Source organism: Stutzerimonas chloritidismutans AW-1 (assembly GCF_000495915.1).
GTDB lineage: Bacteria > Pseudomonadota > Gammaproteobacteria > Pseudomonadales > Pseudomonadaceae > Stutzerimonas > Stutzerimonas chloritidismutans.
Map to the genome: position 1 here is coordinate 1 of NZ_AOFQ01000062.1, position 25,452 is coordinate 25,452.

The 25,452-nt window shown below is 61.5% G+C and carries 29 protein-coding genes; 2 read left to right on the forward strand and 27 right to left on the reverse strand.

Annotated features, from left to right (window positions below; genetic code table 11):
* The 15 genes from F753_RS44755 to ccmA form a co-directional block, all read right to left on the reverse strand.
* Nucleotides 1-656 (reverse strand): thiopurine S-methyltransferase (locus F753_RS44755; RefSeq protein ID WP_023446662.1); only part of this gene is annotated, 656 nt, incomplete at its 3' end.
* 61 nt (nucleotides 657-717) lie between these two features.
* Nucleotides 718-2,106 (reverse strand): sigma-54-dependent transcriptional regulator, encoded by a 1,389-nt coding sequence (locus F753_RS44760; protein WP_023446663.1) that lies wholly within the window; start codon nucleotides 2,104-2,106, stop codon nucleotides 718-720.
* Nucleotides 2,107-2,111: 5 nt separating this feature from the next.
* Nucleotides 2,112-3,299 (reverse strand): sensor histidine kinase, encoded by a 1,188-nt coding sequence (locus F753_RS44765; protein ID WP_023446664.1) that lies wholly within the window; start codon nucleotides 3,297-3,299, stop codon nucleotides 2,112-2,114.
* Between the two features lie 162 nt (nucleotides 3,300-3,461).
* Nucleotides 3,462-4,931, reverse strand: a complete 1,470-nt coding sequence (locus tag F753_RS44770) for a sigma-54 dependent transcriptional regulator (RefSeq protein ID WP_023446665.1) — start codon at nucleotides 4,929-4,931, stop codon at nucleotides 3,462-3,464.
* A gap of 373 nt (nucleotides 4,932-5,304) precedes the next feature.
* Nucleotides 5,305-5,601 (reverse strand): flagellar protein FliT, encoded by a 297-nt coding sequence (gene fliT / locus F753_RS44775; protein WP_014820829.1) that lies wholly within the window; start codon nucleotides 5,599-5,601, stop codon nucleotides 5,305-5,307.
* A 150-nt stretch (nucleotides 5,602-5,751) separates the two neighbouring features.
* A complete protein-coding gene (locus F753_RS50085) occupies nucleotides 5,752-6,192 on the reverse strand; it encodes a hypothetical protein (RefSeq protein ID WP_041207339.1) in 441 nt (146 codons plus the stop codon).
* A gap of 17 nt (nucleotides 6,193-6,209) precedes the next feature.
* Nucleotides 6,210-7,430 (reverse strand): c-type cytochrome biogenesis protein CcmI, encoded by a 1,221-nt coding sequence (gene ccmI / locus F753_RS44785; protein WP_023446666.1) that lies wholly within the window; start codon nucleotides 7,428-7,430, stop codon nucleotides 6,210-6,212.
* Nucleotides 7,427-7,897 carry a cytochrome c-type biogenesis protein gene (locus F753_RS44790; protein ID WP_023446667.1) on the reverse strand — a complete coding sequence of 157 codons (471 nt, stop codon included), beginning with the start codon at nucleotides 7,895-7,897 and terminating at the stop codon, nucleotides 7,427-7,429. The genes ccmI and F753_RS44790 overlap by 4 nt, the downstream gene beginning before the upstream one ends.
* On the reverse strand, nucleotides 7,894-8,424 hold the full coding sequence (locus F753_RS44795; RefSeq protein ID WP_014820832.1) for a DsbE family thiol:disulfide interchange protein: 531 nt from the start codon (nucleotides 8,422-8,424) through the stop codon (nucleotides 7,894-7,896). Before F753_RS44795 ends, F753_RS44790 begins: the two co-directional genes overlap by 4 nt.
* A 1-nt stretch (nucleotide 8,425) precedes the next feature.
* A complete protein-coding gene (locus F753_RS44800) occupies nucleotides 8,426-10,399 on the reverse strand; it encodes a heme lyase CcmF/NrfE family subunit (protein WP_023446668.1) in 1,974 nt (657 codons plus the stop codon).
* Nucleotides 10,396-10,863: a cytochrome c maturation protein CcmE gene (ccmE, locus tag F753_RS44805; RefSeq protein ID WP_014820834.1), complete on the reverse strand. Its 468-nt coding sequence runs from the start codon at nucleotides 10,861-10,863 to the stop codon at nucleotides 10,396-10,398. Before ccmE ends, F753_RS44800 begins: the two co-directional genes overlap by 4 nt.
* On the reverse strand, nucleotides 10,860-11,036 hold the full coding sequence (gene ccmD / locus F753_RS44810; protein WP_014820835.1) for a heme exporter protein CcmD: 177 nt from the start codon (nucleotides 11,034-11,036) through the stop codon (nucleotides 10,860-10,862). The genes ccmE and ccmD overlap by 4 nt, the downstream gene beginning before the upstream one ends.
* Complete coding sequence (locus tag F753_RS44815; protein ID WP_003299562.1) at nucleotides 11,033-11,788, reverse strand: heme ABC transporter permease; 756 nt, start codon at nucleotides 11,786-11,788, stop codon at nucleotides 11,033-11,035. Before F753_RS44815 ends, ccmD begins: the two co-directional genes overlap by 4 nt.
* 93 nt (nucleotides 11,789-11,881) lie before the next feature.
* Nucleotides 11,882-12,553 carry a heme exporter protein CcmB gene (gene ccmB / locus F753_RS44820; protein ID WP_014820836.1) on the reverse strand — a complete coding sequence of 224 codons (672 nt, stop codon included), beginning with the start codon at nucleotides 12,551-12,553 and terminating at the stop codon, nucleotides 11,882-11,884.
* On the reverse strand, nucleotides 12,550-13,185 hold the full coding sequence (ccmA, locus tag F753_RS44825) for a cytochrome c biogenesis heme-transporting ATPase CcmA (protein ID WP_014820837.1): 636 nt from the start codon (nucleotides 13,183-13,185) through the stop codon (nucleotides 12,550-12,552). Before ccmA ends, ccmB begins: the two co-directional genes overlap by 4 nt.
* A gap of 136 nt (nucleotides 13,186-13,321) precedes the next feature.
* Here ccmA and fliK point away from each other — a divergent pair, with 136 nt between their 5' ends.
* Together fliK and F753_RS44835 are read left to right on the forward strand one after the other, a co-directional pair.
* Nucleotides 13,322-14,851 (forward strand): flagellar hook-length control protein FliK, encoded by a 1,530-nt coding sequence (gene fliK, locus F753_RS44830; protein ID WP_023446670.1) that lies wholly within the window; start codon nucleotides 13,322-13,324, stop codon nucleotides 14,849-14,851.
* Nucleotides 14,848-15,180 carry an EscU/YscU/HrcU family type III secretion system export apparatus switch protein gene (locus tag F753_RS44835; protein WP_023446671.1) on the forward strand — a complete coding sequence of 111 codons (333 nt, stop codon included), beginning with the start codon at nucleotides 14,848-14,850 and terminating at the stop codon, nucleotides 15,178-15,180. Before fliK ends, F753_RS44835 begins: the two co-directional genes overlap by 4 nt.
* Here F753_RS44835 and F753_RS44840 read toward each other — a convergent pair.
* From F753_RS44840 to fliA, 12 genes are all read right to left on the reverse strand, one after another.
* On the reverse strand, nucleotides 15,161-15,601 hold the full coding sequence (locus tag F753_RS44840; protein ID WP_023446672.1) for a rhodanese-like domain-containing protein: 441 nt from the start codon (nucleotides 15,599-15,601) through the stop codon (nucleotides 15,161-15,163). The two genes, F753_RS44835 and F753_RS44840, sit on opposite strands and share 20 nt — an antisense overlap.
* Nucleotides 15,602-15,737: 136 nt before the next feature.
* Nucleotides 15,738-16,151: a DUF2802 domain-containing protein gene (locus tag F753_RS44845; RefSeq protein WP_023446673.1), complete on the reverse strand. Its 414-nt coding sequence runs from the start codon at nucleotides 16,149-16,151 to the stop codon at nucleotides 15,738-15,740.
* Nucleotides 16,152-16,154: 3 nt separating this feature from the next.
* On the reverse strand, nucleotides 16,155-16,634 hold the full coding sequence (locus F753_RS44850; RefSeq protein ID WP_014820842.1) for a chemotaxis protein CheW: 480 nt from the start codon (nucleotides 16,632-16,634) through the stop codon (nucleotides 16,155-16,157).
* An 83-nt stretch (nucleotides 16,635-16,717) separates the two neighbouring features.
* Nucleotides 16,718-17,518 (reverse strand): CheW domain-containing protein, encoded by an 801-nt coding sequence (locus tag F753_RS44855; protein WP_023446674.1) that lies wholly within the window; start codon nucleotides 17,516-17,518, stop codon nucleotides 16,718-16,720.
* A gap of 87 nt (nucleotides 17,519-17,605) precedes the next feature.
* The gene (locus F753_RS44860) at nucleotides 17,606-18,394 is read right to left on the reverse strand and encodes a ParA family protein (RefSeq protein WP_031298305.1); all 789 of its coding nucleotides are present in this window, start codon (nucleotides 18,392-18,394) and stop codon (nucleotides 17,606-17,608) included.
* 86 nt (nucleotides 18,395-18,480) lie between these two features.
* Entirely contained in the window at nucleotides 18,481-19,323 is an 843-nt protein-coding gene (motD, locus tag F753_RS44865) for a flagellar motor protein MotD (protein WP_023446676.1), read from the reverse strand.
* Nucleotides 19,324-19,328: 5 nt separating this feature from the next.
* Entirely contained in the window at nucleotides 19,329-20,069 is a 741-nt protein-coding gene (locus tag F753_RS44870; protein WP_014820846.1) for a flagellar motor protein, read from the reverse strand.
* Nucleotides 20,070-20,085: 16 nt separating this feature from the next.
* Complete coding sequence (locus tag F753_RS44875) at nucleotides 20,086-21,201, reverse strand: protein-glutamate methylesterase/protein-glutamine glutaminase (protein WP_023446677.1); 1,116 nt, start codon at nucleotides 21,199-21,201, stop codon at nucleotides 20,086-20,088.
* 53 nt (nucleotides 21,202-21,254) lie between these two features.
* Nucleotides 21,255-23,447, reverse strand: a complete 2,193-nt coding sequence (locus F753_RS44880) for a chemotaxis protein CheA (protein ID WP_023446678.1) — start codon at nucleotides 23,445-23,447, stop codon at nucleotides 21,255-21,257.
* Nucleotides 23,448-23,458: 11 nt separating this feature from the next.
* Nucleotides 23,459-24,253 carry a protein phosphatase CheZ gene (locus F753_RS44885; protein WP_014820849.1) on the reverse strand — a complete coding sequence of 265 codons (795 nt, stop codon included), beginning with the start codon at nucleotides 24,251-24,253 and terminating at the stop codon, nucleotides 23,459-23,461.
* Nucleotides 24,254-24,276: 23 nt separating this feature from the next.
* A complete protein-coding gene (locus tag F753_RS44890) occupies nucleotides 24,277-24,651 on the reverse strand; it encodes a chemotaxis response regulator CheY (RefSeq protein WP_011913679.1) in 375 nt (124 codons plus the stop codon).
* Nucleotides 24,652-24,725: 74 nt separating this feature from the next.
* Nucleotides 24,726-25,451, reverse strand: coding sequence for an RNA polymerase sigma factor FliA (gene fliA / locus F753_RS44895; protein WP_014820850.1), 726 nt, complete (start codon nucleotides 25,449-25,451; stop codon nucleotides 24,726-24,728).
* Nucleotide 25,452 lies beyond the last annotated feature (1 nt).

The following is a 25,452-nucleotide window of genomic DNA, read 5'->3' on the forward strand; positions in this document are numbered from 1 at the left end:
CCCCGCCGTTGCAGCCAATGGAAGTGCTCCTCGAGCCGCGTCAGACCGCGCTCGCGCATCCGCGGATTACGCTCCAGCACTTCCTTGGCTTCCAGCAGTTCCACGCTCCACTCAGCGGCGTACAGGTCGCGCACCTCACTCGTACCCACCGCGAAGGGCGGGCCTTCCATCTCTGCTTGGTCATAATCCAGCGTAACCAGAAGCTGCTGACAGCCGGCCGGGAGGATGCTCGACATCAGTGCCGCGTACCGCTGACGCATCGCGTGCGGCAATGCGATCAAGGCGGCGCGATCATAGACCGCCTGGCAGCCGAGGACATCGGCCGCACTGAGCGCGAAAAAGTCGCCGCAACGGATCTCCAGGGTATCGGAGCGATAGACCTTGAACGGCCCACGCTGGGAAATTTCAGCTTCGAGCTGCTGCTCGGAAAAAAATGCGTCTACAGCCTTCTCACTCAGCTCCACCCCCACGACATTGAACCCTTGCCCGGCCAGCCAGGCCAGATCCAGACTCTTGCCGCACAACGGCACCAGCACCATCGCACCATCAGGCAACGCCAGTCGCGGCCAGTGGCGACGCATGCCGGGATGAACATCGTCAAGGTGGAAACCAATCTCGTTGCGAGCCCAGCGCTCCTGCCAGAAGTCTTTGTGCACCTGGAAATCTCCATCATGAGGATGGCGGCAGCTTATCAGAGCGAGGTTGAGGGGAGCGCGCTCAGCCCGCGTAGAGCGATGCCTCGACATCCATCCCGGCGTCGCGCATCTGCGCCAGCTTGTAACGCAGGGTGCGCGCACTGATGCCCAGTCGATCAGCCGTCTCCTTGCGCCGTCCACGTTCGGCACGCAGGGTATCGATGATCAACTGAAACTCGCGGCGGCGCAGATCATCCCCCAGCCCCGAACAGGCCCCCGCCTCCCCTGCAGCGCCCTCGCACGGTTGTGCCGCGCTGCTGGCGACAGGCAAGCTGGTGACACCGCCCACACCCGCCAGGCACAGATCCTGCGGCTGGATCACGCCGCTCTGCTGAAGAATCAACGCTCGCTGTATCGCGTTGTCCAGTTCGCGTACGTTGCCCGGCCACGCGTGCGCCACCAGGCAGCGCTGCGCCTCGGCCGAAAGCCGCGCAGGCGCCTGGCGCATCTTCCTGGCGTGGCTGACCAACAGGCGTTCGGCGAGCGGCAGAATATCGGCCGGGCGCTGCCTCAGCGGCGACCACGCCAGTGGGAAGACCGAAAGACGGTAATAGAGGTCCTCACGGAAGCGACCCGCCGCTACCTCGCCAGCGAGATCACGGTTGGTGGTGGCGAGCACACGAATATCCAGAGCGATAGGCTTCCGCCCACCGACCCGCTCGACCTCTCGCTCCTGCAGCACACGTAGCAGTTTCGCCTGCAACCCCAACGGCATCTCGGATATCTCGTCGAGCAGTAAAGTACCGCCGTCGGCCTGCTCGAACTTGCCAGGCTGACTGGCAATCGCGCCGGTGAAAGCGCCCTTCTCATGCCCGAACAGGGTTGCCTCGAGCATGTTGTCTGGAATGGCAGCGCAATTGATGGCAATAAATGGCTTGCCGTGCCTCGGTGACTGCTGATGGATATAGCGCGCCAGCACCTCCTTGCCAGTACCTGACTCACCGGAGATCAGTACAGTGGAGTCACTTTGCGCCACCCGCCGGGCAAGAGCCAGCAGCTGCTGGCTGGACGGCTCGAGCGCCACCGGCCCCTCTGCCTCGGTAGCAGCGATGCCGTTCACATGACGCCCCAAGAGCTCAAGCAATGTGCCTGGCTCGAACGGCTTGACCAGATAATCGACAGCGCCCTGGCGCATCGCATCCACCGCCCTCGTTACCGCGCCAAAGGCGGTCATCAGCAGCACGGGCACCTGCGGATAGCGTTGCCGAACCAGCGAGAGCAGTTCGTGGCCGTCCATGCCGGGCATGTTCACGTCACTGATGACCAGGCCGAATGACTCTTCCTGCAGCGCACACAAGGCCGCTTCGGCGCAATCGACGGCACGGTACTCGTAGCCCCCAAGCTGCAGCGTGATGCCCAGGGCTTCGCGCAGGGCGTGATCGTCTTCGACGAGAAGTATCGTGGCGGCCATACAGGTCACTCCGGTTTGTGAGTGGCGGGAATCAGCGGCAGGCTCATCAGCGCACAGGTTCCGCGGCCTGGCCGCGAGCGCAACTGCAGGTCACCTTGATGGGCTCGGGCAACGGCCTTGGCCACTGCCAGACCCAGGCCGGTTCCCGTGGTTCGGGTGGTGAAAAACGGCTCGCCCAACCGGCCCAGTGTTTCGGCGTCGATGCCTTTACCGCAGTCGCTTATGCACATCCGCACCGTTTCGTCGCGGCGATACAGGTGGACCTTCAGACGCGGCGCCCCGACGCTGGCCTGTAACGCATTTTCGATGAGATTGAGCAATGCTCCGACCAACGTATCGCGATTGCACAACACCTCCACCCCCTGCACGTCACACTGCCAGCGCACGCTGGCGCCGTGCAGACGTGGCTCGCCGGCCGAACGCAGCGCCGACAACAGCGCAGCCGGACTCAGTCGGTCGTTCAGCGGCAGATCACCGCGGGCGAAGATCAGCATGTCACGGACCTGATGCTCCAGTTCGTGCAGACGAGCCTTGAGGCTACCGGCGAAGCGCTGCTGTTGCTGTTCGCTCAGCCCCCCCTGCTCGAGGTGACTGGCATATAGCAACGCGGTGGACAGCGGAGTGCGAATCTGGTGGGCAAGCGAAGCCACCATGCGCCCTAGCGACGACAGCCGTTCATGGCGCGCCAGCTGATCCTGGAGTCGGCGGGTCTCGGTAAGGTCGGTGAGCAGTACCAGCTGACCAGGTTCCCCGGCAAGCGAGCGCGTAGCGATGGATAGGCGGCGACCATTGCGTAGCGATATCTCGTGCCCGTCGTCCCGCCGCGGTGCAAAACAGCGGCCAATCACCTCGCGCCAGGGGTGCCCCACGAGTGGATCGCTCAACAGCTCAAGAGCAACCGGGTTCGCATCGCGCACTACACCCTGCCCATCGATCACGATGACGCCACCTGGCAGCAGGTCGAGAACGCTCTGCAATCGCTGCGCGAGACGCTCTTTCTCCTCCAGCTCCTGTCGTCGAAGCTCGCCGGCCTCGGCAAGTTGCCCCTTGAGCTCGGCGACGCGTACCTGCAATAGCTCCTCGGATTCACCAAGCTGTCCGGATACCTGACGAAAGAGCTCCAGCGATCGAGTCAGCGCCAGCACGTCTAGGGCATCGAATGAACTTTCGGATGGCTTGGTGACGGAATTCACGGGTCGCTTGCGCCTGTCAAAAGAAAGTCGGTTGACGGGGACCAGCAATCTTCGTGCCCGGCACTCAGCACGTCCCGCCATCGGCACGACCATGCCAAACGAAAAAAGCCACCTGATCCAGGTGGCCTTTTTGAACGTCTTTTTAGAACCGCTAGCAGCGTGCTAGTCGCCCATATCGTCGTCGCGACGATTCATGCCGTACTTGCGCATTTTCTCGACCAGCGTGGTTCGGCGAATCCTCAACCGCTCGGCCGCCCGAGCCACCACGCCACCAGCATCTTCGAGAGCCTGATGAATAAGCCCCTGCTCCAGATTGCCGAGGTATTCCTTGAGATCCAGACCCTCGATCGGCAGCATCGCCTGAGCTTCGGGTACTACCATTGGCGCACTGATTGCCGCACGCTCCTCCATCTCATCATGCAGGCTGGTCGCGTACTGCTCATCATCGTCGTCGACGTGGCGAAACTTCTTCGGCAGCTCCATTACCCCGATAACGCCATAGGGGTGCATGATCGCCATGCGCTCTACCAGGTTGGCCAGCTCGCGGACATTACCCGGCCAGTCGTGCCGGCATAGCGACATGATTGCAGCCGAGTTGAAACGTATAGAGCCGCGCTTTTCATGCTCCATGCGCGAGATCAGCTCGTTCATCAGCAACGGGATATCCTCGACACGCTCCCGTAGCGGCGCCATCTCGATGGGGAAGACATTCAGACGATAGTAGAGGTCCTCGCGGAAGGTCCCCTCCTCGATCATTTTCTCCAGGTCCTTATGCGTCGCCGCGATGATGCGCACATCGGCATTCTGCGTACGGTTGCTGCCAACACGCTCGAAGGTGCGCTCCTGCAGAACCCGCAGCAGTTTGACCTGCATCGGCAACGGCATGTCGCCTATCTCATCGAGAAACAGTGTGCCGCCCTCGGCAAGCTCGAAACGACCCGCGCGAGCAGTAATCGCACCGGTAAAGGCGCCCTTCTCGTGACCAAACAGTTCGCTTTCCAGCAACTCCGCCGGAATCGCTCCGCAATTGACAGGTACAAAAGGCCCCTGACGCCGCTTCGAGTGATAGTGCAGATTTCGCGCAACCACTTCCTTGCCGGTGCCGGATTCACCAAGAATCAGCACACTGGCTTCGGTGTCGGCGACCTGTTCCATCATCTGCCGGACGTGCTGCACCGCTCGGCTGGTGCCGACCAGGCTGCGGAAAAGATTGGGCTCGCGCTGGCGACCACGGGACTTTGCCTGGTCGTACATCTCGCGATAGACCTGCGCACGGTGCAGGGAGTCGAGCAGCTTGTTATAGCTGGGTGGCATTTCCAGGCTGGTCAGCACTCGGCGTCGCAGATCGTCCGGCCAGTCCGCCGGAGCGGGCTCACCGATCAGCATCAGCGGGACATTCTCATCCCATTTGCCCATCTGCTTGATCAGTTCGACAGCGCCGCCCTTGGAGGACACGTCGCCCAGCATGACACCGTTGACAACACGGCTGGACTCGAGGGCGGCGACCGCCTCCTGCCATTCACTGCTTGAACAAGCCAAATGATCCTCGCTGAGAAAGTTCAGGATGACGGCCAGGTCGCGCCGGCGGTCGTGATCATCGTCTATCAACAAAATCTTGGTTTCACGCCACATCTTGTTTATAGGGCTCTAAAGAAGCTGAAAGAAAGCCTGCGCTCGCATCCATGGAAGAACGGCGATCACACTGATGGCAGATGGAACGTAGATTAATGAAAAAATGAACTGAGTCAAATTTATGGCGTGAATTAGCGACCAAAGAACGAGCCAAAAATCAGTACCTTGAGAGACACCTCAAGATCGATTTGAAGACTTCGGTGCACGATGACCGCGAAGATAGGTATTTACCAGGCAATAAGCGCCAATTAGCCGCTCGCCAACAAAAGGGTAGCGGCATAATGCCACATACTTTGTAATGATAAATATTGAGGAAGAATTCAGCCCCAGTGATCCTTGGAAGAATTTGAAGCTGTCGGGCCTGAGGCCACGCTTAGGCGAACAGCTGGTAGACCTTGGTACCCTGTTGAGACTGATTCAGCTGACGCAGCTCGCTTGCGACCCGTGCCTGTTCAATCTGGCAGGTCATTACCAGCTCACCATACAGATCAAGAAGCTCCTGCAACCGCTGACGAACCACGCCGTTGTCGCGTTCATGTGCCTGCATCGCCTCGTCGACGGCATTACGGCACTCGCGATCCAGCATACTGATTGCGGCCCAGTCCTGCTGCGTCAGCGCATCGCGTAGAGCGGAACCAGTTTCTTCGAGGCGCTTGACGGAAGCATTCATTATCGACTCCGGGGCATGAGCCCGATGGACGGCATAGGCCGAGCCAGCTGGGAACGTTGCAGTGCAACGGTGCTGAACCTTTATCGGCAATAGGCAAGCCGCCTTTAGGCTGAAGCGCAAAAAGTTAGCGCCTGCTGCCGAGGACTAACATCAATAGCGGTCACGAAGACCCGGCGGAACACTGGGCGGCGCGACCGGCTCCCACGGGCCATCGGGGCGCCCAGCACAGTACCAGTCGCCATCCCACCGGTAATACAGGCGCTCCCGGTAAAAGAGATCACGCCCCTCCACGACATAGACCCCGAGACGATTGTCCCAGTGCGCAGCCACGTGCGGTGGCGGCGCATAACGCGGATGGCTCTTCTGGGTAGTTGGAGCCCTGGGTGCCGGTGGCGCCTTGATAGGAGGGGGTGAGATAACCGGCCCACTGGGCTCGGGCGCACGCGGCACCGGACTTGGAGCAGGCCCCTGAGGCGCGGAACCGTAGGGATTACCTGCGCAAGCGCCGAGCGCCAATGTCAATCCGAGCAGTACGACCCGCGGGCCGAACCGCGCAAGCCTAAGCGGGTGTGCTGACGAATTCGTGTGCATCTCTACCTCATGGGTGTTCAGGGAGCCTCGGCGCGGTCGATCACCAGATCAATGGCGTTATCGCTCGCAGTATCAAGCGCTTCGCTTTGACCCATCCACTCACCTTTTGTTGCGTCGCCGGAACGGGAGACCCGCGCCATTACCGTGACCTGCTCGACGCTGGAGATCTTCATCGAAGGCACCATCGCATCGGCATCGCCAAGCGTGACGGTTGCAGGCAGATCGGCAATCGTCAGGCGCTTTGCTGCCAGCGGAACGGGTGGCCCCGCTACTGCGCGAGCGAATACGAAAACCGTATCCTGCGGCGAAACCGATTCCGCCACCTTCGGATCCAGCGCAACCTGAATCTGCAGCGTGGCCCCTGCGGCATCAGCCTTCTCGCTTGCCGCTGATGCCTGTTCGGTGGTGGAACTGCCCCCTTCGATCTGCTGCCGCGCCCGCTCGATGCCGCCACGGATCGCTTCGCGCGAAGGATCTTCTTCGGGAAGCGCCGCAACCAGTTGCTCCCAGAAGCGCACGGCATCCGGATAACGCGCTTCCTCGAATGCCGCGATGCCAAGCAGGCCGAGACTGGTCACTTCCTGCGGATCGCCCTGCAGCGCTTCGTCAGTAAGGGCTTGCAGCTTATCGGACCACTGACGGTCACCGGCAAAATACAGCGCCTGCGCCAGCTGACCGAGCAGCTCGGGCTGACGGCCCGCAATTTCCACCACGCGCCCGAAAGCCTTGGCCGCGTCGGCTGGACGCTCCTGGTTCATATAAGTACGACCCAGGAAGTACCAGGCTTCGGCAGAATCCGGCTGCTCCTGTACGGCCTGCTCTAGATGAGCGGTCATTTCTTCGACTGTGCGAGGCTGCTCCGAAAACTGTCGAGCCATCTGAACTTTGTCGCTGGCGCCCCAATACATATAAAGCCCGTAGCCCATCAGGGGCACCAGAACCGCCGCAATCAGCGGAACGCTGCGACCAAGCTGGGCGATTCGCGGCTTGTCGCTATTCTCGGTGTCCTCCAACAGCTCGCGTGCAGCATCTGCTCGCCCAGCCTCCAACTGCTCGGCGGTCAAGGTTCCGGCAGAGTGCTGAGAGGTCAACTCGGCAAGGCGCTCTTCATACAAGGCAACGTTCAGCGCCGTACGATCTTCTTCGGCCTGGGCTCGACGGCCACGCAGGATGGGTAGCAACAAAAAGGCCAATGCCACCAGCAGCAAGGCGCCGGCGGCTATCCAGAAATCGATCATGAGTCTTTTTTATCCAGAAGCTGGGCGAGACGTTCGCGCTCGGTCTCGGAAAGGGTTAATGCAGGTGCCTTTTCGACCCGGCGACGACGCACCAGAATCACGGTCAGCACGCCGAAGCCGAGGACCAGCAAGCCAGCCGGCCCATACCAGAGCAGCATGGTTTTCGCGTTTACCGGCGGCTTGTACCGAACGAAATCGCCGTAGCGATCGACGAGATAGTCGACGATCTGGTCATTGCTTTTGCCCTCTTCCAACATGCGGAAGATTTCCTGGCGCAGATCCATGGCGATCGGCGCGTTGGAATCGGCGATGTTCTGGTTCTGGCACTTCGGACAGCGCAGCTCTTCGGTTAGGGTGCGGTAGCGCTCACGCTCGGCTTCGTCCCTGAATTCATAGGTATCGATTGCTGCCTGGGCGGTCGTGACCAGGAACAGACCAAGCAGCGCGCCGCAGATCAGTCGTTTCATTCGTCCACCAGCTCCTGATAGAGCGCTGCCAGCTGTTCTCGCCAGACCCGATCGTCGATCACGCCGACGAACTTGTGGCGGATGATGCCCTGCTTGTCGATGAGGAAGGTTTCAGGAGCACCATAGACTCCCAGATCCAGCCCAAGACTGCCGCGTTCGTCGCGGATGTTCAGCTGATAAGGATCGTGGAACTCGTTGAGCCACTTCAACGCCGCGGCGTTGTCGTCCTTGTAGTTGACTCCATGAATCACCACACCCTGAGCTGCAAGACGGTTCAGCACTGGGTGCTCGACCTTGCAGGCGACACACCAGGTCGCCCACACGTTGACCAGCGCCGGCTTGCCCTTGAGGTCCTCGGCGGTGATGACGCGCTGCTCGTCTTCCACCGACGGCAGCGAGAATGCCGGTAGTGGCTTGCCGATCAGCGCCGAAGGCAGCTCGGAAGGATCGAGGAACAGGCCGCGATAAAGGAACACTGCAACCACCAGGAAAATCACCAGCGGCAGCAACATCAGCAATCGTTTCACATCAGGCTCCTTGTGCGGCCATGCCCAGCGCTTCGCGCACGCGGGTCTTCACCTTGACTCGATAACGACGATCACTCGCCGCCAGCACACCGCCGAGCCCCATCATCAGCGCTCCGAGCCAGATCCAGCGAACGAAGGGCTTGATGTGAACACGCACGGCCCACGCCCCATCACCCAGCGGCTCACCCAGCGCGACATAAAGGTCGCGGGTGAAGCCCGCATCGATACCCGCCTCGGTCATCGGCATTTGCTGCACGGTGTACAGGCGCTTTTCCGGGTGCAGCGTGGCGATCTGCTTGTCGCCGTCGAGCACGCGAATGGTCGCCTTGTCCGACGTGAAGTTAGGTCCTTCGTGATGCACCGCGCCTTCGAAGACGAACTCATAGCCGCCAAGTGACAGCGACTCCCCAGGAGCCAGGCGCAGATCGCGCTCCGCACTTTGGTGGCTGGTGAGTACCACGCCAATGGCACAGACCGCCAGCCCGAGGTGCGCCAGATGCATGCCCCAGTAGCTTGGCGCGAGGCTGCGCATGCCCTTGAACAAACCCTTGTGGCGCGTCTTGTCCAGCAGATCACGGACGCCAGCGATCACCACCCAGGCCGCCAGCAAGGACACTGCAAGCACCGCCCAGTTGAAGTCACCGAACAGCAACGAGCCCAGACCACCAAGCACTACGCTGGTGATCAGCACTGGCGTGAGCATGCCGAGCAACCACTTCAGCGGAGTGTCCTTCCAGCGCACCAGGATTCCGACACCCAACGTCAGCATCAGCGCGCCAATCAGCGGAACGAACATCGCATTGAAGTACGGTGGGCCGACGGAAAGCTTGGCACCGGACAATGCGTCCAGCAGCAGCGGATAGAGCGTGCCGAGGAGAATCATCGCCGTGGCGACGACCAACAGCAGGTTATTGACTAGCAGCAGAGTCTCGCGCGACCACAGGCCGAACCCGACCTGGCTTTTGACCACAGGCGCGCGCATGGCAAACAGCGTCAGCGAGCCGCCTACCACCATCAGCAGAAAGATCAGAATGAACACGCCACGCTCGGGATCGGTAGCAAACGCGTGCACCGACGTCAGCACGCCGGAACGGACCAGGAAGGTCCCAAGCAGGCTCAGCGAGAACGCCGCGATTGCCAGCAACACGGTCCAGCTCTTGAACACGCCGCGCTTCTCGGTCACTGCCAAGGAGTGAATCAGCGCCGTACCGACCAGCCATGGCATGAAGGAAGCGTTTTCCACCGGATCCCAGAACCACCAGCCGCCCCAGCCGAGCTCGTAATAGGCCCACCAGGAGCCAAGGGCGATGCCCAGGCCGAGGAAGGCCCAGGCGACGAGCGTCCAAGGACGCGACCAGCGTGCCCAGGCCGCGTCAAGGCGACCACCGAGCAACGCGGCGATCGCAAAGGCGAACGCCACCGAGAAACCCACGTACCCCATGTAAAGCATGGGCGGGTGGACGATCAAACCGAAATCCTGCAGTAGTGGATTGAGGTCACGTCCATCCATTGGAACCTGCGGCAGCAGCCGCTCGAAGGGGTTCGAGGTGACGATAAGAAAGAGCAGGAAACCGATGCTGATCAAACCCATGACGCCGAGCACGCGCGCCAGCATGTCTTCCGGTAGCTGGCGGGAGAAGATCGCCACGGCAAAGGTCCAGCCGGCCAGGATGAAGGCCCACAGCAGCAAGGAGCCTTCGTGAGCGCCCCAGACTGCGCTGAACTTGTAGTACCAGGGCAAGGCACTGTTGGAGTTGTGGGCGACGTAGGCAACGGAGAAATCGTCGACCATGAAGGCGTAGGTCAGGCAGGCGAAGGAGAAACCGAGAAAGGCGAACTGACCCCAGGCCGCTGGTTGGGCCAGGCCCATCCACTGTCGGTCACCGCGCCAAGCACCGATCAGCGGCAGCGTGGCCTGGACCACTGCCAGGCACAGCGCCAGAATCATCGCCAGATGGCCGAGCTCGGGAATCATTTCGCGTACTCCTGCTTACCGCCCTCGTAGTGCTTCATCATGCCGCTCTTCTCCAGCGCCTGAGTTACTTCGGGCGGCATGTAGTTTTCGTCATGCTTGGCCAGCACTTCGTCGGCAACCAGAACACCCTCGGAATTGACCCGACCCAGCGCGACGATACCCTGCCCTTCGCGGAACAGGTCCGGGAGAATTCCCTGGTAAGTGATAGTGATCGCCTTGGCGCCATCAGTGACACGGAAGGCGACGCTGAGTGAGTCGTTGGTACGCTTCACCGAACCCTCTTCGACCAGGCCGCCTGCTCGAATCCGGGTGCCCTCAGGAGCCTCCCCCGCTGCGATCTGGGTCGGTGTGTAGAACAGGTTGATGTTCTGCTGCAGAGCGGACAACGCCAGCGCCACGGCGATACCGACACCGGCGAGGATCGCCAGGACGATGAAAAGACGCTTCTTGCGCACCGGATTCACTTCGACTCCTCCCGGCGCAAACGACGCGCCTCATCTTGCAGGTAACGCCGGCGTGCCAAGGCTGGCAGCGCGACGTTGAGAATCAGGACAGCCAGGCTGATGCCATAGGACGTCCAGACGTACACGCCATGATTGCCCATGGCGATGAAATCCGCGAAGGATGAAAAGTTCACGAGTTGTTTCCTACCAGAGCCTTGACCTCATTCTTCACCCAGCTGGCGCGCGATTCGCGACGCAGCACTTCCAGGCGCATGCGCATCAGCAGCACCACGGTGAAGAAGCAGTAGAAGCCGATCACCATCACCAGGAGCGGCAGCCACATTTCCACTGGCATCGCCGGTTTTTCGGTGACGGTGAACGTTGCCGGCTGGTGCAGCGTGTTCCACCACTCCACCGAATACTTGATGATCGGGATGTTCACCACTCCAACGATGGCCAGCACAGCGCACGCCTTGGCCGCGCTGTCACGATTGCTGATCGCCTGTCCGAGCGCAATGATGCCGAAGTACAGAAACAGCAGGATGAGCATCGAGGTCAGCCGCGCGTCCCATACCCACCAGGCACCCCAGGTCGGCTTGCCCCAGACCGCGCCGGTCAACAGGGCGATAAAGGTCATCCAGGCGCCGATGGGGGCGGCCTGCTGCAGAGCCACATCGGCCAGCTTCATCTTCCAGACGAGCCCGACCACCCCCGCCACGGCAAGCATCACGTAGATCGACTGAGCGAGAAACGCAGCCGGCACGTGGATATAGATGATCCGGAAGCTGTTGCCCTGCTGGTAATCCTCAGGCGCGAACGCCAGACCCCAGACCACACCGACGCTGACCAGCAGCACGGCTGCCCAGGCAAGCCAGGGCAGCCAGCGGCCGCTGATCTCGTAGAACCATTTGGGTGAGCCCAGCTTGTGAAACCATGTCCAGTTCATCGGATGACTCGTCGTCCAGCGGGACCTTGCAAATGCAGGCCCCGAGATTCGTTACGTCGACCGGGTGTGAGCACCGGCCATCTGGGTGTGTCGCTATTCGCCAACGCTGATCTTCAGCCCGGCAGCTATCGCAAAGGGTGTAAGGGTAACGGCCAACGCAGTCAGACTGGCCAGCCAAAGCAGGTGACCGACTGCCGGCAGACCTTGCAACGACGCTTGCAGGGCGCCGCTGCCGAGAATCAGTACCGGGATGTAGAGCGGCAGGATGAGCAACGCCAGCAGCAAGCCACCCCGCTTCAATCCTACCGTCAACGCCGCGCCCACCGCACCGAGCAGACTCAGAATCGGCGTCCCCAGCAACAGTGAAACCAGCAGCACCGGAATGGTCCCAAGCGGCAGACCCAACATCAAGCCCAACAGCGGCGCCAGCAGCACCAGCGCCAACCCGGAAAAAGCCCAGTGCGCCAGTACCTTGGCGAGAACCAGGAGCGCGAGCGGGTGCGGCGAAACGACCCACTGCTCGAGCGAGCCATCTTCGAAATCACTGCGAAAAAGACCATCCAGTGACAGCAGAACGGCCAATAGTGCTGCCACCCAGACCAAGCCGGGAGAGATGGTTTGCAGAAGCTGAGTCTCCGGCCCTACCGCAAGCGGGAACAACGCGATAACGATGGCGAAGAACACCAGCGGGTTGGCCAGCTCAGCCGGGCGACGGAACAGCAGACGCGTCTCGCGCGCCAGCAGAAGAGTGAATACGCTGCTCATGCGGCTCGCTGTCCCAGATCGAGCTCACAGTAGCCGGTAGGCTTTTCCGTCAGGCTGTGGTGAGTGGTCAGTACGACCAGTCCGCCCTGCTCGCAATGCGCTGCGAGATGCCTCTCAAGCTGAGCCACGCCATGTTTGTCGAGGGCGGTAAATGGCTCATCGAGAATCCACAGCGGCGGTGGCGAGAGATACAGACGCGCCAACCCCACGCGGCGCTGCTGGCCAGCAGAAAGGGTATGACAGGGCACGTCTTCGAACCCGCGCAGTCCCACTTCGGCAAGTGCATGCCATATCGCCTCGCGGCTGGCCGGCTGGTGCAACGCACAGAGCCAGGTGAGATTCTCCTCAGCTGTCAGCAAGCCCTTGATGCCAGCAGCATGGCCGATCCACAACAGGTTGCGTGCCAGTTCACCACGCTGAGCGCTGAGCGACCGGCCCTTGAGCAGCACCTCGCCTGCGGTTGGTTGCATCAGGCCGCATAGCAGGCGCAGCAGACTGGTTTTGCCGCTGCCATTGGGCCCGGAAATCTGCAGCATTTCCCCACTCTCGAGACGCAGATCCAGCTTGTCGAAAAGCAGCCGCCAATCCCGTTCGCAAGCGAGGGCTACGGCTTCGAGAAAGGGAGTTGACACGGCTGGCGACACCTCAAGATGAAAAAGGCCTGGCCGCTATACTCAGGAAGCAGGGCCAGGCGGGCGGAATTATACATGGCAACCTTTGGTGCCGAGGGCCGCGAACGCGAAAGGTTGTAAGAGCATTTGAGGAAAGATGACCGAGATCAAGAGTACCACTGCCCTGCCCCCAAGCAGCGCGCCGCGCCAGGCGGCAGCGGCGAATGACCTTGCTTTGAAACTGCTGCAACCAATGCAAGGCCTTCTGGCGGCTGGCGAAAACGCCGAAGCGGAGGTAGTCAGCATCAGGGAAGCGGCGCAGGCATTTCGGCTGGTGCTGCGGCTGACCATGGGCAGCGGGCGCCAGGCGACCGTCGAGGTCAGCAGCAACAAGGCGCCGCCACCCGGCACCGCATACGTCATCACCGCCCTGTCCGACACCCGGTTGCTGGCCGCTCCACAGATCGCCGGGCGCCAGCCCGCCTCGATGATCGACCTTCAGCAACTGCCGGTCGGCAGCGTCATCCAGGGCCGTGTCGTGGCGACCAGTCAACAGCAATCGGAGGACGGGCAGAAGATCTTCAAGGCGGTCATCAGCCTGCTCAACAGCCCCGTCGCTGGACAGAAGCTGAATATCGAATCAGCCAACCCGCTGGCACTCGGCAGCCTGCTGACAGCGCAGGTCAAGGGCGACCAATCCCTCGCATTCCTTCCGCTGAGCGGACGCCTCGATCAGCTGCATCTCGGCGAGCAACTGGGCGCCCAACACAACCGCCAGGCCTCGCTGGAAGGCCTGTTCAAGGCTCTACAGGGTGGTACCGGGGCTCTCCCCGAGGGGCTGCGCGGCGCCGCCGAAAAACTGCTGGGGCTGATACCCCAAATGCAGCAACTGGGCGATGCCAAGGCACTCGCCGCAGCGCTGGCCAGGAGCGGCGTGTTCCTTGAGGCGCGCTTGCTGGCCGGGCAAACCGAAGGACTGCAGGGCGACCTCAAGGCTGGGCTGCTGCGCCTACTGGCGCAAATGCCCAATCTTCCAGGTAGCACGCCGCTGGCCAGCGCCCAGGCCAGTGCCGCCATGGGCCAGTCGTTGCCTGCATTTGCGCGGCAAGCGCTGGGCTCCCTGGCGCAAAGCAATGTCCGTCAGCTCGCGCTGGGGTTCCCGCTACCAACCCGACTGCCGCCTGGCCTGGAAGAAGAAGCCGACCTCGAAATGCTGCTCAAGCTCGCAGCCGCCGCGGTATCCAGGCTGCAGACCCATCAACTGTCCAGTCTCGCGCAGACACAAATCGGCCCGGACGGCGCCCTCCTCACCACCTGGCAGCTGGAGCTGCCAATGCGCGACCAGCGCGATATCGTGCCGCTGCAAATCAAGCTGCAGCGCGAAGAAGAGCCGAGAAAGCAGGAAAAGGAGCGTGGCGAGCCGCTCTGGAAGATCGAACTCGCATTCGATGTCGCACCACTCGGGCCACTGCAAGTTCAAGCACAGTTGACGCGCGGCACCCTCACCAGCCAGCTGTGGGCCGAGCGCAGTGCCACGGCCCAGTTGGTGGCGACCGAACTTACCCATCTGCGTGAGCGCCTACAGGCAGCCGGGCTGAGTGTCGGAGAACTGAGCTGCAGGCAAGGAACGCCACCGCAGGGTCCGAGCACCAATCTGGAGCAACGCTTCGTGGACGAAAAGGCATGACCGACAAGCAGCCACGCCAGGCAATCGCGCTCAGCTATGACGGTGTCAACGCGCCAAGTCTGAGCGCCAAGGGTGATGACGAGCTGGCCGAGACGATCCTCGCCATCGCTCGGGAACATGAGGTGCCGATCTACGAGAACGCCGATCTGGTGAGATTGTTGGCCAAACTGGAGCTGGGCGACGAGATCCCGGAAGCGTTATACCGCACCATCGCGGAGATCATCGCCTTTGCCTGGTACCTCAAGGGCAAATGCCCGCCAGGGTTCCACGAACGGAGCTCAGGCGAACCAGCGCCGCCCCTGCCGCAACTCAGTGGGCCTGCGCGTTGAGTACGACGGCTGCACGATCTTCACCAGTGACCTGAGGGAGATCGTGCAGCTGCCAGGCGAAATAGCCGGCACGAAAATAGAACACCCGCTGGTAGCCCCAGGCCACGGCCATTCTTGCGGCTTCCGCGCTGCGCGGGCAGATTTCGCTGTCGCAGTAAATCACCAGCGGAAGCTCACGCGGCCACTCCGGCCCGGCCAGGCTGACGAAATCACTGGCCAGATCGAAGTGCACGGCGCCTTCCACGTGGCCCCATAACCATTCGCGGTCGGCACGCACATCGATGAAGACGGCGCCCAGTTCATGAAGGCGCTTGGCTTGAAAGACGTTTACGGTCATTGCGCCGTCCACATCGTCTGGCGCCTCGACGGCCTGAGCGCCAAGCGAAACCAGGAACAGCAACAGAATGAGAGTAAGCCGCATCATTGCCCTCCTCGTCCCAAGCATGGGACCTGGACAAGCTCAGCAATGCCAAGCTGATACGGATTGGAATGTGCAGAGTGTGGGAGGTTCCGGCACAAGGTCCGGAAGGGACGACCAGTCGACGGAAAAACCGCAATCAGGGTTTCTTGCGAGCCTGATGCAGTTTGCTCATCAGCTCCGCTTCGGATTGCGACAGGCCACAGGACTGCGTCAGGTCGTCGACGCTTGCGCCCATGCCGACCAGTTTGGCCGCCTGGGAGAAGGAGAAGTTGTTGGGGTCGCGCTGTTCCAGCTGGGTGAGCTTGTCCGGCAACGGCGCCAGCGTGCGACTCAACTCACGCAACTCATCGCCCATGCGCAAGCTGCCTTCCAGATAGGCATCCAGGCGGCTGCTCAGCTCCTTGATGCGCTTATCCCTGTTCGCATCGCGTTGCTGCTGTTGTTCGGCCAGAAACCGCTGCCGCCTGAGCAGCCACAGGCAGAAGCCCAGCAGCCCAAGACAGCAGAAGGCCAGCGCAACCAACGCTGCGACCAGCGACGCGATCAGCATGTATCAGATGCTCTCAAGCTCGGCCCATTCTTCTTCGCTCATCATCTTGTCGAGTTCGACCAGAATCAGCAGCTCGCCGTTCTTGTTGCAGACGCCCTGAATGAATTTGGCCGACTCATCATTACCGACGTTGGGCGCAGTTTCGATCTCGGATTGGCGAAGATAGACCACCTCGGCAACGCTATCGACCATGATGCCGATGACCTGACGATCCGCCTCGATGATCACGATTCGAGTATTGTCCGATACCGACGCGGTTTCCAGGCCGAAACGCTGACGCGTGTCGATCACCGTCACCACATTGCCGCGCAGGTTGATGATGCCGAGCACATAGCTCGGAGCACCCGGTACCGGCGCGATCTCGGTATAACGCAACACCTCCTGGACCTGCATCACGTTGATACCGTACGTCTCGTTGTCCAGACGGAAGGTCACCCATTGCAGTACAGGATCTTCGGAACCCTGCGCAGACGTCATCTTCATAGCCCCACCTTCTTCAGTTACCGCAATGGCGGTCGATTCTATCGCCGGGCCGCGCAACAGGCGCGACCGTCAATTGTTTGCTTTCAATGCGTCCGCGGCTTCGTCGCGCCCTGCATCTGTTTCACAGCGCCACTGGCGATCAGCTCGGCCAGCGCAGTCACGTCGACCAGCGCGCACATATGCTCGATTACCGTACCGGCCAGCCATGGACGCTGGCTGCGCTGCGTACGCCACTTGACCTCACTGGGGTCGAGGCGAATCGAGCGACTGACCTGATGGACCGCCAGCCCCCATTCGTAGCCCTGAACCGAGATCACGTACTGCAACCCCTCGCGGAAGTCGTCACGATACCGATCAGGCATCACCCAGCGCGCGGTGTCCAGCACCTTCAGATTGCCTGACTGGCTCGGCAGTATGCCAAGAAACCAGTCGGGCTGACCGAACAGCGGCGTCAGTTCCTGCCCGGCCAGCGGATAGATGGAGCCCAGGCACACCAGCGGCACCGCCAGGGTCAACCCTGCCACATCGAACAGCAGACACTCGAAAGGCTCCTCACCCCAACCCGGATGGGCGTCAGGCACGGCTTCGACTGGCTCGCTGGGCAGCTGCGGCGCAACCTCGAGCGCCACGACCGGCTCAAGAGTCGGCACCGAAGGCATCGTCAGAGGCGCTTCCACCACGGGCGGCGGCGCCGGCTGGACTATTTCAAGACGCGGCGGTTGGCTCTGCCGCGTATCACGCAGTTGCTCCTCGAGCACGGCCGCCTGGAATTCGTCCTGACTGACCGAGTCGGCCAGTTCGATGGCAGCGTCCTGCAACAGCCCATCGAGATAGGACTGCAGCGCCTGCTGGGATCGGGTTTCGGTTAGGACGGTGCGGCTCATGGAACGAACTCGTTATGAGAATCTGAACAGGCTATCGGCCACTGGCGCGACAAACTTGAGCTGGCAGGCGCCGAGCGGCATGGCACTTCACGCCACCTGCGGAGACACTTGCGAGGCCAGCAGATGCTTGAGCAAGGCCCGATAGGCAAGAACCGCACGACTGGTCGGATCGAACTGCGAAGGCGCCAGGCCGGCGCGGCTGGCATCGCGCAGCCGTGTATCGACCGGGATGAACGCTGGCCAGAGATGATCGGCATAACCGGCTCGCAGTACCTTGAGCGTATTCATCGAGGCCTGGGTGCGGCGGTCGAACAAGGTCGGCACGATGGTGTAAGGCAGCGCTTGCTTGCGCGAACGGTTGATCATCGACAGCGTGCTAACCATTCGCTCGAGACCCTTCATCGCCAGAAACTCCGTCTGCACCGGAATCACCAGCTGCTGACTGGCAGCCAGCGCGTTGACCATCAGCACACCGAGCAGCGGCGGGCTGTCTATGATGGCGTAATCGAAGTCCTGCCAAAGCTGCGACAGGCTCTTGGCAATGACCAGCCCGAGGCCGTTCTGCCCGGGCGACTGGCGCTCGAGTGTCGCCAGCACGGTACTGGAAGGCATCAGCGAGATACGCTCGTGACTGGTGGCCAGCAGCAGCTGCCACGGCAGGCCATCCGGCACGGTACCCTGGTGCTGGAAGAGATCGAAGACGCTATGGTCCAGGTTATCGGGATCATGCCCGAAATAGCTGGTCATCGACCCATGCGGATCCAGATCCAGCACGACGACGCGCTTGCCGGAATCGGCCAGCAAGCCCGCCAGTGCGATCGACGTAGTGGTCTTGCCCACCCCACCCTTTTGATTGGCTACAGCCCAGACTCTCATTGATCTTCCACCCGGCGAAGCTGACCGGAACGGCATTGCCTGAAACGGCAAAGCGACGGTGTTTTGACGACTGCGCCCTGAAGCGCTTACATGGACACAGCCGGTGCAGATTGTGTGCCAGCCCGACGCAATGCATCGTCAGGCCGTACATTGCTGCTGCCCATTCCGGTGACACTCCGGCGCACATCGAGATTACGCGACACCACCAGAATCACCCGCCGGTTGCGCGCCCGGCCTTCGGCCGTCGCGTTGTCCGCCACGGGCTGAAATTCGCCATAGCCCACCGCTGCCATCCGCGAAGGGTCCACCCCCTGCGCTGCAAGCATCCTCACAACGCTGCCAGCGCGGGCTGCGGACAGCTCCCAGTTGGTAGGGAACTGGCTGGTGCTGATTGGCAGATTGTCGGTAAACCCTTCGACATGGATCGGGTTGTCGAAAGGGGCCAGAATTCCGGCGACCTTGTCGATCAGCAGAAATGCCTGGTCGTTGGGAAGCGCATCGCCGCTGGGGAACAGCAGGCTGGAGTTGAGTTCGATCTCGATCCACAGCTCATTGCCACGGATCGTCAGTTGCTCGTTGGCGATCAGCTCGCCGAACGTCTCGCGCATGCTCTGCGCAATTCGCTCCAGCGGATCGAGGGTCGGCTTCCCCGCCGACGAAGCCGGGCCCGACAGATCCTCGACCTGGGACACATCCGCCTCGGTGGTCCGAGGTCGCTCCTCACCGATGGGGATGGGCTTGACCGAACGATCGACCTGATTGAACACGCCGACCAGCGAATCGGAGAGGATCTTGTACTTGCCCTCGTTGATCGAGGAGATCGAGTACATCACCACGAAGAAGGCAAATAACAGCGTGATGAAGTCGGCGTAGGACACCAGCCATCGCTCGTGATTCTCGTGCTCTTCCGGTGGTCTGCGTCTGGCCATGGCGGTCAGTCCATGAAGCCTTGCAGCTTCATCTCGATGGAACGCGGATTTTCGCCCTCGGCGATGGACAGCACGCCCTCCAGCAGCATCTCGCGATAGGCGGTCTGCCGCTGGACGACGCTCTTCAGCTTGTTGCCGACCGGCAGCACCAGCAGGTTGGCGAAAGCGACGCCATAGATGGTCGCCACGAACGCAACGGCGATGCCGCTGCCCAGCTGGCTGGGATCGGCCAGATTGCCCATCACGTGGATCAACCCCATTACCGCGCCGATGATGCCGATGGTCGGCGAGTAGCCACCCATGCTCTCGTAGACCTTGGCCGCGCGCAGGTCACGCCCCTCCTGGGTATACAGATCGACCTCGAGGATGCTGCGAATCACTTCCGGCTCGGCGCCATCGACAAGCAACTGCAGGCCCTTGCGCGCGTATGGGTCGGGCTCCGTCTCGGCGACCGGTTCGAGGCCGAGCAACCCCTCCTTGCGCGCAGTATTGCTCCAGGTAGTGACCATGAGGATGCCGCGCGCGAGATCGATGCGCGGCGGAAAGAATATCCAGCGACCGATACTCATCGCCCGCATGAACACGGCGATGGGCGTCTGCAGCAGGACGGCACCCAGGGTACCGCCAAGCACGATCAACGCGGCCGGCCCATTGAGCAGCGCCGAGATATGGCCGCCCTCGAGAAAATTGCCTCCAACGATGGCGACGAACGCCAACAGCAGCCCGATCAGGCTGAGCACGTCCATTAGAGGCGGGCCTCCATCAGATGCACGCCTCGGCCAGATTGCGACCGATATCGTCGAGCCCGTAGACCGCATCACTCAGGTTGGCTTTGACCACCGCCATCGGCATGCCATAGATCACGCAGCTGGCTTCATCCTGCGCCCACACCTGGCTGCCGCTCTGCTTGAGCAACCGTGCGCCTTCGCGACCATCGGCACCCATGCCGGTCAGCACCACCGCCAGCACCTTGTCGTGAAACGACTTGGCGGCCGAACCGAAGGTAACGTCGACGCAAGGCTTGTAGTTGAGGCGATCATCGCCCGGCAGGATGCGGACCGCACCGCGGCCGTCGATCATCATCTGCTTGCCACCCGGTGCCAGCAAAGCAAGCCCCGGACGCAGCACGTCGCCGTCCTCGGCTTCCTTGACACGAATGCGGCAAAGCTTGTCCAGACGATCGGCGAAGGCTTTGGTGAACGCGGCCGGCATGTGCTGGATGAGCACGATCGGCGCGGGGAAATTCGCTGGGAGCTGAGTGAGCACACGCTGCAGCGCCACCGGACCGCCAGTAGACGTACCGATGGCCACCAGCTTATACGCCTTGCGCTTGGGCGCCGGCGAACGAGCTGCCGGCGCCGCGGGCGCTGGCGCTGTAGCGCCGGTCCGAGGCGCTGCAGTAGCCAATGTCGAGGCAGTGCCACGCGCGGATACCGGCGGCGTACTTACGCTCGAGGTACAGAACGTGCTGTAGCGCCGGTTGCTGCGCGAAACGGTATGTACCTTCTCGCACAGCAGCTGCTTGACCTTATCCGGATTACGCGAAATGTCTTCGAAGTTCTTCGGCAGATAGTCGACGGCGCCGGCATCCAGTGCATCGAGGGTGACCCGAGCGCCTTCGTGCGTGAGCGAGGAAAACATCAACACCGGTGTGGGGCAGCGCTGCATGATCTGCCGCACCGCCGTGATGCCGTCCATCATCGGCATCTCGTAGTCCATGGTGATGACATCCGGCTTCAACGCCAGCACCTGGTCGATCGCCTCGCGTCCGTTGGTGGCGGTGCCGACGACCTGGATATTCGAATCAGAGGAAAGGATTTCCGAGACGCGCCGACGAAAGAAGCCGGAATCGTCGACGACCAGGACCTTGACTGCCATACATCACTCCTAGCGGCAGCGCTCCCATCCGAGGTAAGCGCTGCCTGACTGAATCAAATCCTGCGTGCGTAGCGCTTGAGCATGCTGGGAACATCGAGAATCAGCGCGATGCGGCCATCGCCGGTGATCGTCGCACCGGACATGCCAGGCGTACCCTGCAGCATCTTGCCAAGCGGCTTGATGACCACTTCTTCCTGTCCCACGAGTTGATCGACGACGAAGCCGATGCTCTGATTGCCGACGCTGAGAATTACTACATGGCCTTCACGCTGCTCTTCCTGAGCCGCATCGTTGACCAGCCAGCGCTTGAGGTAGAACAGCGGCAGCGCCTTGTCGCGGACGATCACCACTTCCTGGCCATCGACGACGTTGGTCCGCGACAGGTCGAGGTGGAAGATCTCGTTGACGTTGACCAGCGGGAAGGCGAAGGCCTGGTTGCCGAGCATGACCATCAGGGTCGGCATGATCGCCAGGGTCAGCGGCACCTTGATCACCACACGCGAGCCCTGGCCCTTGGTGGAGAACACGTTCACCGTGCCGTTGAGCTGGGAAATCTTGGTCTTGACCACGTCCATGCCGACACCGCGGCCGGACACGTCGGAAATTTCGGTCTTGGTCGAAAAGCCCGGCGCGAAGATCAGGTTGTAACACTCCAGATCGCTCAGGCGATCGGCGGCATCCTTCTCCAGCATGCCTTTCTCGACGGCCTTGGCGCGCAGGACGTTGGCATCCATACCCTTACCGTCATCACTGATGATCAACAGGATGTGGTCGCCTTCCTGCTCGGCGGAAAGCACCACCCGCCCGGTACGCGGCTTGCCGGCGGCTTCGCGCTCCTCGGGCATCTCGATACCGTGGTCGACCGCGTTACGCACCAGGTGCACCAGCGGATCGGCCAGGGCTTCGACCAGGTTCTTGTCGAGGTCGGTTTCTTCACCAACGAGCTCGAGGTTGATCTCTTTCTTCAGGCTGCGAGCCAGGTCGCGGACCAGGCGCGGGAAGCGACCGAAGACCTTCTTGATCGGCTGCATGCGGGTCTTCATCACCGCACTCTGCAGATCGGCCGTCACCACGTCGAGGTTGGAGACGGCCTTGGCCATCGCCTCGTCGCCGCTGTTGGAGCCCAGGCGTACCAGACGCACCAGCACCAGCTCGCCGACCATGTTCATGATCTCGTCCAGGCGTGCGGTATCGACGCGCACGGTGGTCTCGGCCTCGGCCGGAGGCTTTTCCGCAGGACCAGCAGCGGCCGGCTTGCTCACCGCAGCTGCCGGAGCGGCCTTGGCCGGAGCAGCAGCACGGGCAGGCTCAGGCTTGGGCGCCGGTTTGATCGGAACAGCCGCAGCAGGTTCAGCCGGAGTCTCGACGACCGCAGGCTCGAACTTGCCCTTGCCATGCAGTTGATCGAGCAGTGCTTCGAACTCGTCGTCGGTGATCTCGTCAGCTGCACCAGCTGGACCACCGCCTTTTGCCGGTTCGGCGCTTGCTGGCGCAGCGGGTTCAGCCGGGGCCGCTTCGAACTTGCCCTTGCCATGCAGCTGGTCCAGCAAGGCTTCAAATTCGTCATCGGTGATTTCGTCACTGGTCGGCGCAGCAACGAACTCGCTCTCGGCAGGCATCGAGGCACCCGCAGCGGCAGAGAATTGTCCCTTGCCATGCAGCTGGTCGAGCAGCGACTCGAATTCGTCGTCGGTAATCTCGTCGGTGGCAGGGCCAGTCGCTACTTCGGCCGCAGCCGGCTCGCTGGCGGCCGGCTGAATGGCATCGAGCATCTGTTCGAATTCGCTATCGGCGCCCTCGGACCGGGATTCGGCCACGACCTGCGGTTCGACTGCCGGCGCTGGCTCATCAGCCGAGGCTGGCTCCGCCAGACGTGCCAGCGCCGCAAGCAACTCACGCGAGGCTGGCGTCGGCTCGACGCGCTCGCGGACCTGGCTGAACATCGCGTTCACGGCGTCGAGCGCCTGCAGAACGACATCCATCAGTTCGGAATCGACTCGACGCTCACCCTTGCGCAGGATGTCGAAGACGTTTTCGGCGATATGGCAGCACTCCACCAGCTCATGCAGCTGGAGGAACCCGGCACCGCCCTTGACCGTATGGAACCCGCGAAAAATCGCATTGAGCAACGCCATGTCATCGGGGCTGCTTTCCAGCTCCACGAGTTGCTCGGACAATAGTTCGAGAATCTCGCCGGCCTCTACCAGGAAGTCCTGGAGGATTTCTTCATCGGCGTCGAAGCTCATATTCACTTCCCCTAAAAGCCCAGGCTTGAAAGCAGATCATCGACATCGTCCTGGCCGGAAACGACGTCTTCACGCATATCGGCATGCATCTGCGGACCTTCACCCTTGGAAGGCTCTTTTTCTTGTTTTTTCTTTTCCTGCTCGGCGCGCATCGCTTCGCGGTCATGCTGGATGCCCGCCACGCGATCGACCTGCCCCGCCATCAGGACCAGGTTAAGCAGGTTGCTTTCGAGTTCAGTGATGAGACGCGTCACTCGCTTGATCACCTGGCCCGTCAGGTCCTGGAAGTCCTGCGCGAGCATGATTTCGCTGAGGTTCTGCGACAGCTGGCCGCCATCGTTCATGCTGCGCTGCAGGTACTGGTCGATGCGCTTGACCAGATCGCGGAACTGATCGGCATTCATCTCACGACGCATGAAACGCTGCCAGTCGGCTGTCAGGCTCTGCGCCTCATAGCTCACGTAGTTCACCAGCGGCGCTGATTCTTCGACCAGGTCCATGGTGCGGTTGGCAGCCTTCTCGGTCATCTCCACCACGTAGGACAGGCGATCGGTCGCGTCCGTGATCGGCGACGGATCGCCGCCAGTGGCGCAGGTGTCCATTTCGAGCTTGACGATGGCGTTGTGCAGCTCGCGTGTGAGCTTGCCAACCTCCAGATAGAGCCCGTGGTTGCGCACCTGATTCAGCTCATTGAACATCTGCGTCGCTTCATCGAAGCGGCCCTGCTGCAGACTTTCGATCAACTTGGGTGCATGCGCCTTCAGAGTCGCTTCGAACTCTGCCAGGCTTTGGTCTGCTTGCGTCATAGTGCCCTCGCGGCGTTGCTGCTTCAGCCGTTGACGCGCTCGAAGATCTTCTCGATCTTCTCCTTGAGCACCTGGGCAGTGAAAGGCTTGACCACATAGCCGTTAACCCCGGCCTGGGCGGCTTCGATGATCTGATCGCGTTTCGCTTCGGCCGTCACCATCAGCACCGGCAGGTGCTTGAGGCGCTCATCGGCACGCACGGTGCGCAGCAGATCGATCCCGCTCATGCCCGGCATGTTCCAGTCGGTCACCAGGAAGTCGAAGCTGCCGCTCTTGAGCATCGGCAGCGCGGTAGTACCATCATCCGCTTCGGCGGTGTTGGTGAACCCCAGATCACGCAGGAGGTTCTTGATGATTCGTCTCATCGTCGAGAAGTCATCGACGATGAGGATTTTCATGTTCTTGTCCAAGTCGACCTCCGTAAGTCCCAAAATGCCTCAGCAAACCGAGCACGTCATACCGCAAACAATCGTCAATTGGCGCGCCATTCGCCGAGGCGCGCGCGCAAGCGCGCAGCGCACTGGCTATGCAACTGGCTCACACGCGACTCGCTGACCCCCAGCACCTGACCGATTTCCTTCAAATTCAATTCTTCGTCGTAATACAGCGACAGCACCAGCTTTTCACGCTCGGGCAGGTTGGCGATGGCGTCGGCCAGCGCCTGCTGAAAACGTTCATCCTCGAGATCACGGAACGGCTCCGGGTGGAGACTGGCAGCGTCTTCCTCGAGCTCGCCATGATCGCCTTCCTGCAGCAGATCGTCGAAGCTGAACAGGCGACTGCCCAGCGTATCGCCCAGAATGCCGTAATACTCGTCGAGACTTAGCTTAAGTTCGGCCGCAACCTCATGATCTTTAGCGTCGCGCCCGGTTTTCGCTTCGATCGCCCGGATCGCCTCGCTGACCATCCGCGAATTGCGATGCACCGAACGCGGCGCCCAGTCACCCTTGCGGACTTCGTCCAGCATGGTGCCGCGAATGCGGATACCGGCGTAGGTTTCAAAGCTGGCACCCTTGCCGGCGTCGTATTTCTTAGCTGCTTCCAGCAGTCCGATCATTCCAGCCTGAATCAGATCGTCCACTTGCACGCTTGCAGGCAGACGCGCCAACAAGTGGTAAGCGATTCGCTTGACCAACGGGGCGTACTGATCGATCAGGCGGTACTGCGCATCCTTTGCCTGAGCCTTGCTGTAATACATA

What these genes read in the sequence shown, in the direction of transcription:
- F753_RS44860 (WP_031298305.1), bottom strand. Translation starts at nt 18,394, where the DNA reads ATGAGAGTCTGGGCTGTAGCCAATCAAAAGGGTGGGGTGGGCAAGACC.
- F753_RS44815 (WP_003299562.1), bottom strand. Translation starts at nt 11,788, where the DNA reads ATGAACTGGACATGGTTTCACAAGCTGGGCTCACCCAAATGGTTCTAC.
- F753_RS44760 (WP_023446663.1), bottom strand. Translation starts at nt 2,106, where the DNA reads ATGGCCGCCACGATACTTCTCGTCGAAGACGATCACGCCCTGCGCGAA.
- ccmI (WP_023446666.1), bottom strand. Translation starts at nt 7,430, where the DNA reads ATGATCGATTTCTGGATAGCCGCCGGCGCCTTGCTGCTGGTGGCATTG.
- F753_RS44770 (WP_023446665.1), bottom strand. Translation starts at nt 4,931, where the DNA reads ATGTGGCGTGAAACCAAGATTTTGTTGATAGACGATGATCACGACCGC.
- F753_RS50085 (WP_041207339.1), bottom strand. Translation starts at nt 6,192, where the DNA reads ATGCACACGAATTCGTCAGCACACCCGCTTAGGCTTGCGCGGTTCGGC.
- F753_RS44880 (WP_023446678.1), bottom strand. Translation starts at nt 23,447, where the DNA reads ATGAGCTTCGACGCCGATGAAGAAATCCTCCAGGACTTCCTGGTAGAG.
- F753_RS44870 (WP_014820846.1), bottom strand. Translation starts at nt 20,069, where the DNA reads ATGGACGTGCTCAGCCTGATCGGGCTGCTGTTGGCGTTCGTCGCCATC.
- F753_RS44875 (WP_023446677.1), bottom strand. Translation starts at nt 21,201, where the DNA reads ATGGCAGTCAAGGTCCTGGTCGTCGACGATTCCGGCTTCTTTCGTCGG.
- F753_RS44840 (WP_023446672.1), bottom strand. Translation starts at nt 15,601, where the DNA reads ATGCGGCTTACTCTCATTCTGTTGCTGTTCCTGGTTTCGCTTGGCGCT.
- F753_RS44835 (WP_023446671.1), top strand. Translation starts at nt 14,848, where the DNA reads ATGACCGACAAGCAGCCACGCCAGGCAATCGCGCTCAGCTATGACGGT.
- ccmB (WP_014820836.1), bottom strand. Translation starts at nt 12,553, where the DNA reads ATGAGCAGCGTATTCACTCTTCTGCTGGCGCGCGAGACGCGTCTGCTG.
- F753_RS44890 (WP_011913679.1), bottom strand. Translation starts at nt 24,651, where the DNA reads ATGAAAATCCTCATCGTCGATGACTTCTCGACGATGAGACGAATCATC.
- F753_RS44855 (WP_023446674.1), bottom strand. Translation starts at nt 17,518, where the DNA reads ATGAGCCGCACCGTCCTAACCGAAACCCGATCCCAGCAGGCGCTGCAG.
- fliK (WP_023446670.1), top strand. Translation starts at nt 13,322, where the DNA reads ATGACCGAGATCAAGAGTACCACTGCCCTGCCCCCAAGCAGCGCGCCG.
- F753_RS44885 (WP_014820849.1), bottom strand. Translation starts at nt 24,253, where the DNA reads ATGACGCAAGCAGACCAAAGCCTGGCAGAGTTCGAAGCGACTCTGAAG.
- F753_RS44850 (WP_014820842.1), bottom strand. Translation starts at nt 16,634, where the DNA reads ATGAAGATGACGTCTGCGCAGGGTTCCGAAGATCCTGTACTGCAATGG.
- F753_RS44800 (WP_023446668.1), bottom strand. Translation starts at nt 10,399, where the DNA reads ATGATTCCCGAGCTCGGCCATCTGGCGATGATTCTGGCGCTGTGCCTG.
- motD (WP_023446676.1), bottom strand. Translation starts at nt 19,323, where the DNA reads ATGGCCAGACGCAGACCACCGGAAGAGCACGAGAATCACGAGCGATGG.
- F753_RS44790 (WP_023446667.1), bottom strand. Translation starts at nt 7,897, where the DNA reads ATGAAACGACTGATCTGCGGCGCGCTGCTTGGTCTGTTCCTGGTCACG.
- fliT (WP_014820829.1), bottom strand. Translation starts at nt 5,601, where the DNA reads ATGAATGCTTCCGTCAAGCGCCTCGAAGAAACTGGTTCCGCTCTACGC.
- F753_RS44845 (WP_023446673.1), bottom strand. Translation starts at nt 16,151, where the DNA reads ATGCTGATCGCGTCGCTGGTCGCAGCGTTGGTTGCGCTGGCCTTCTGC.
- fliA (WP_014820850.1), bottom strand. Translation starts at nt 25,451, where the DNA reads ATGTATTACAGCAAGGCTCAGGCAAAGGATGCGCAGTACCGCCTGATC.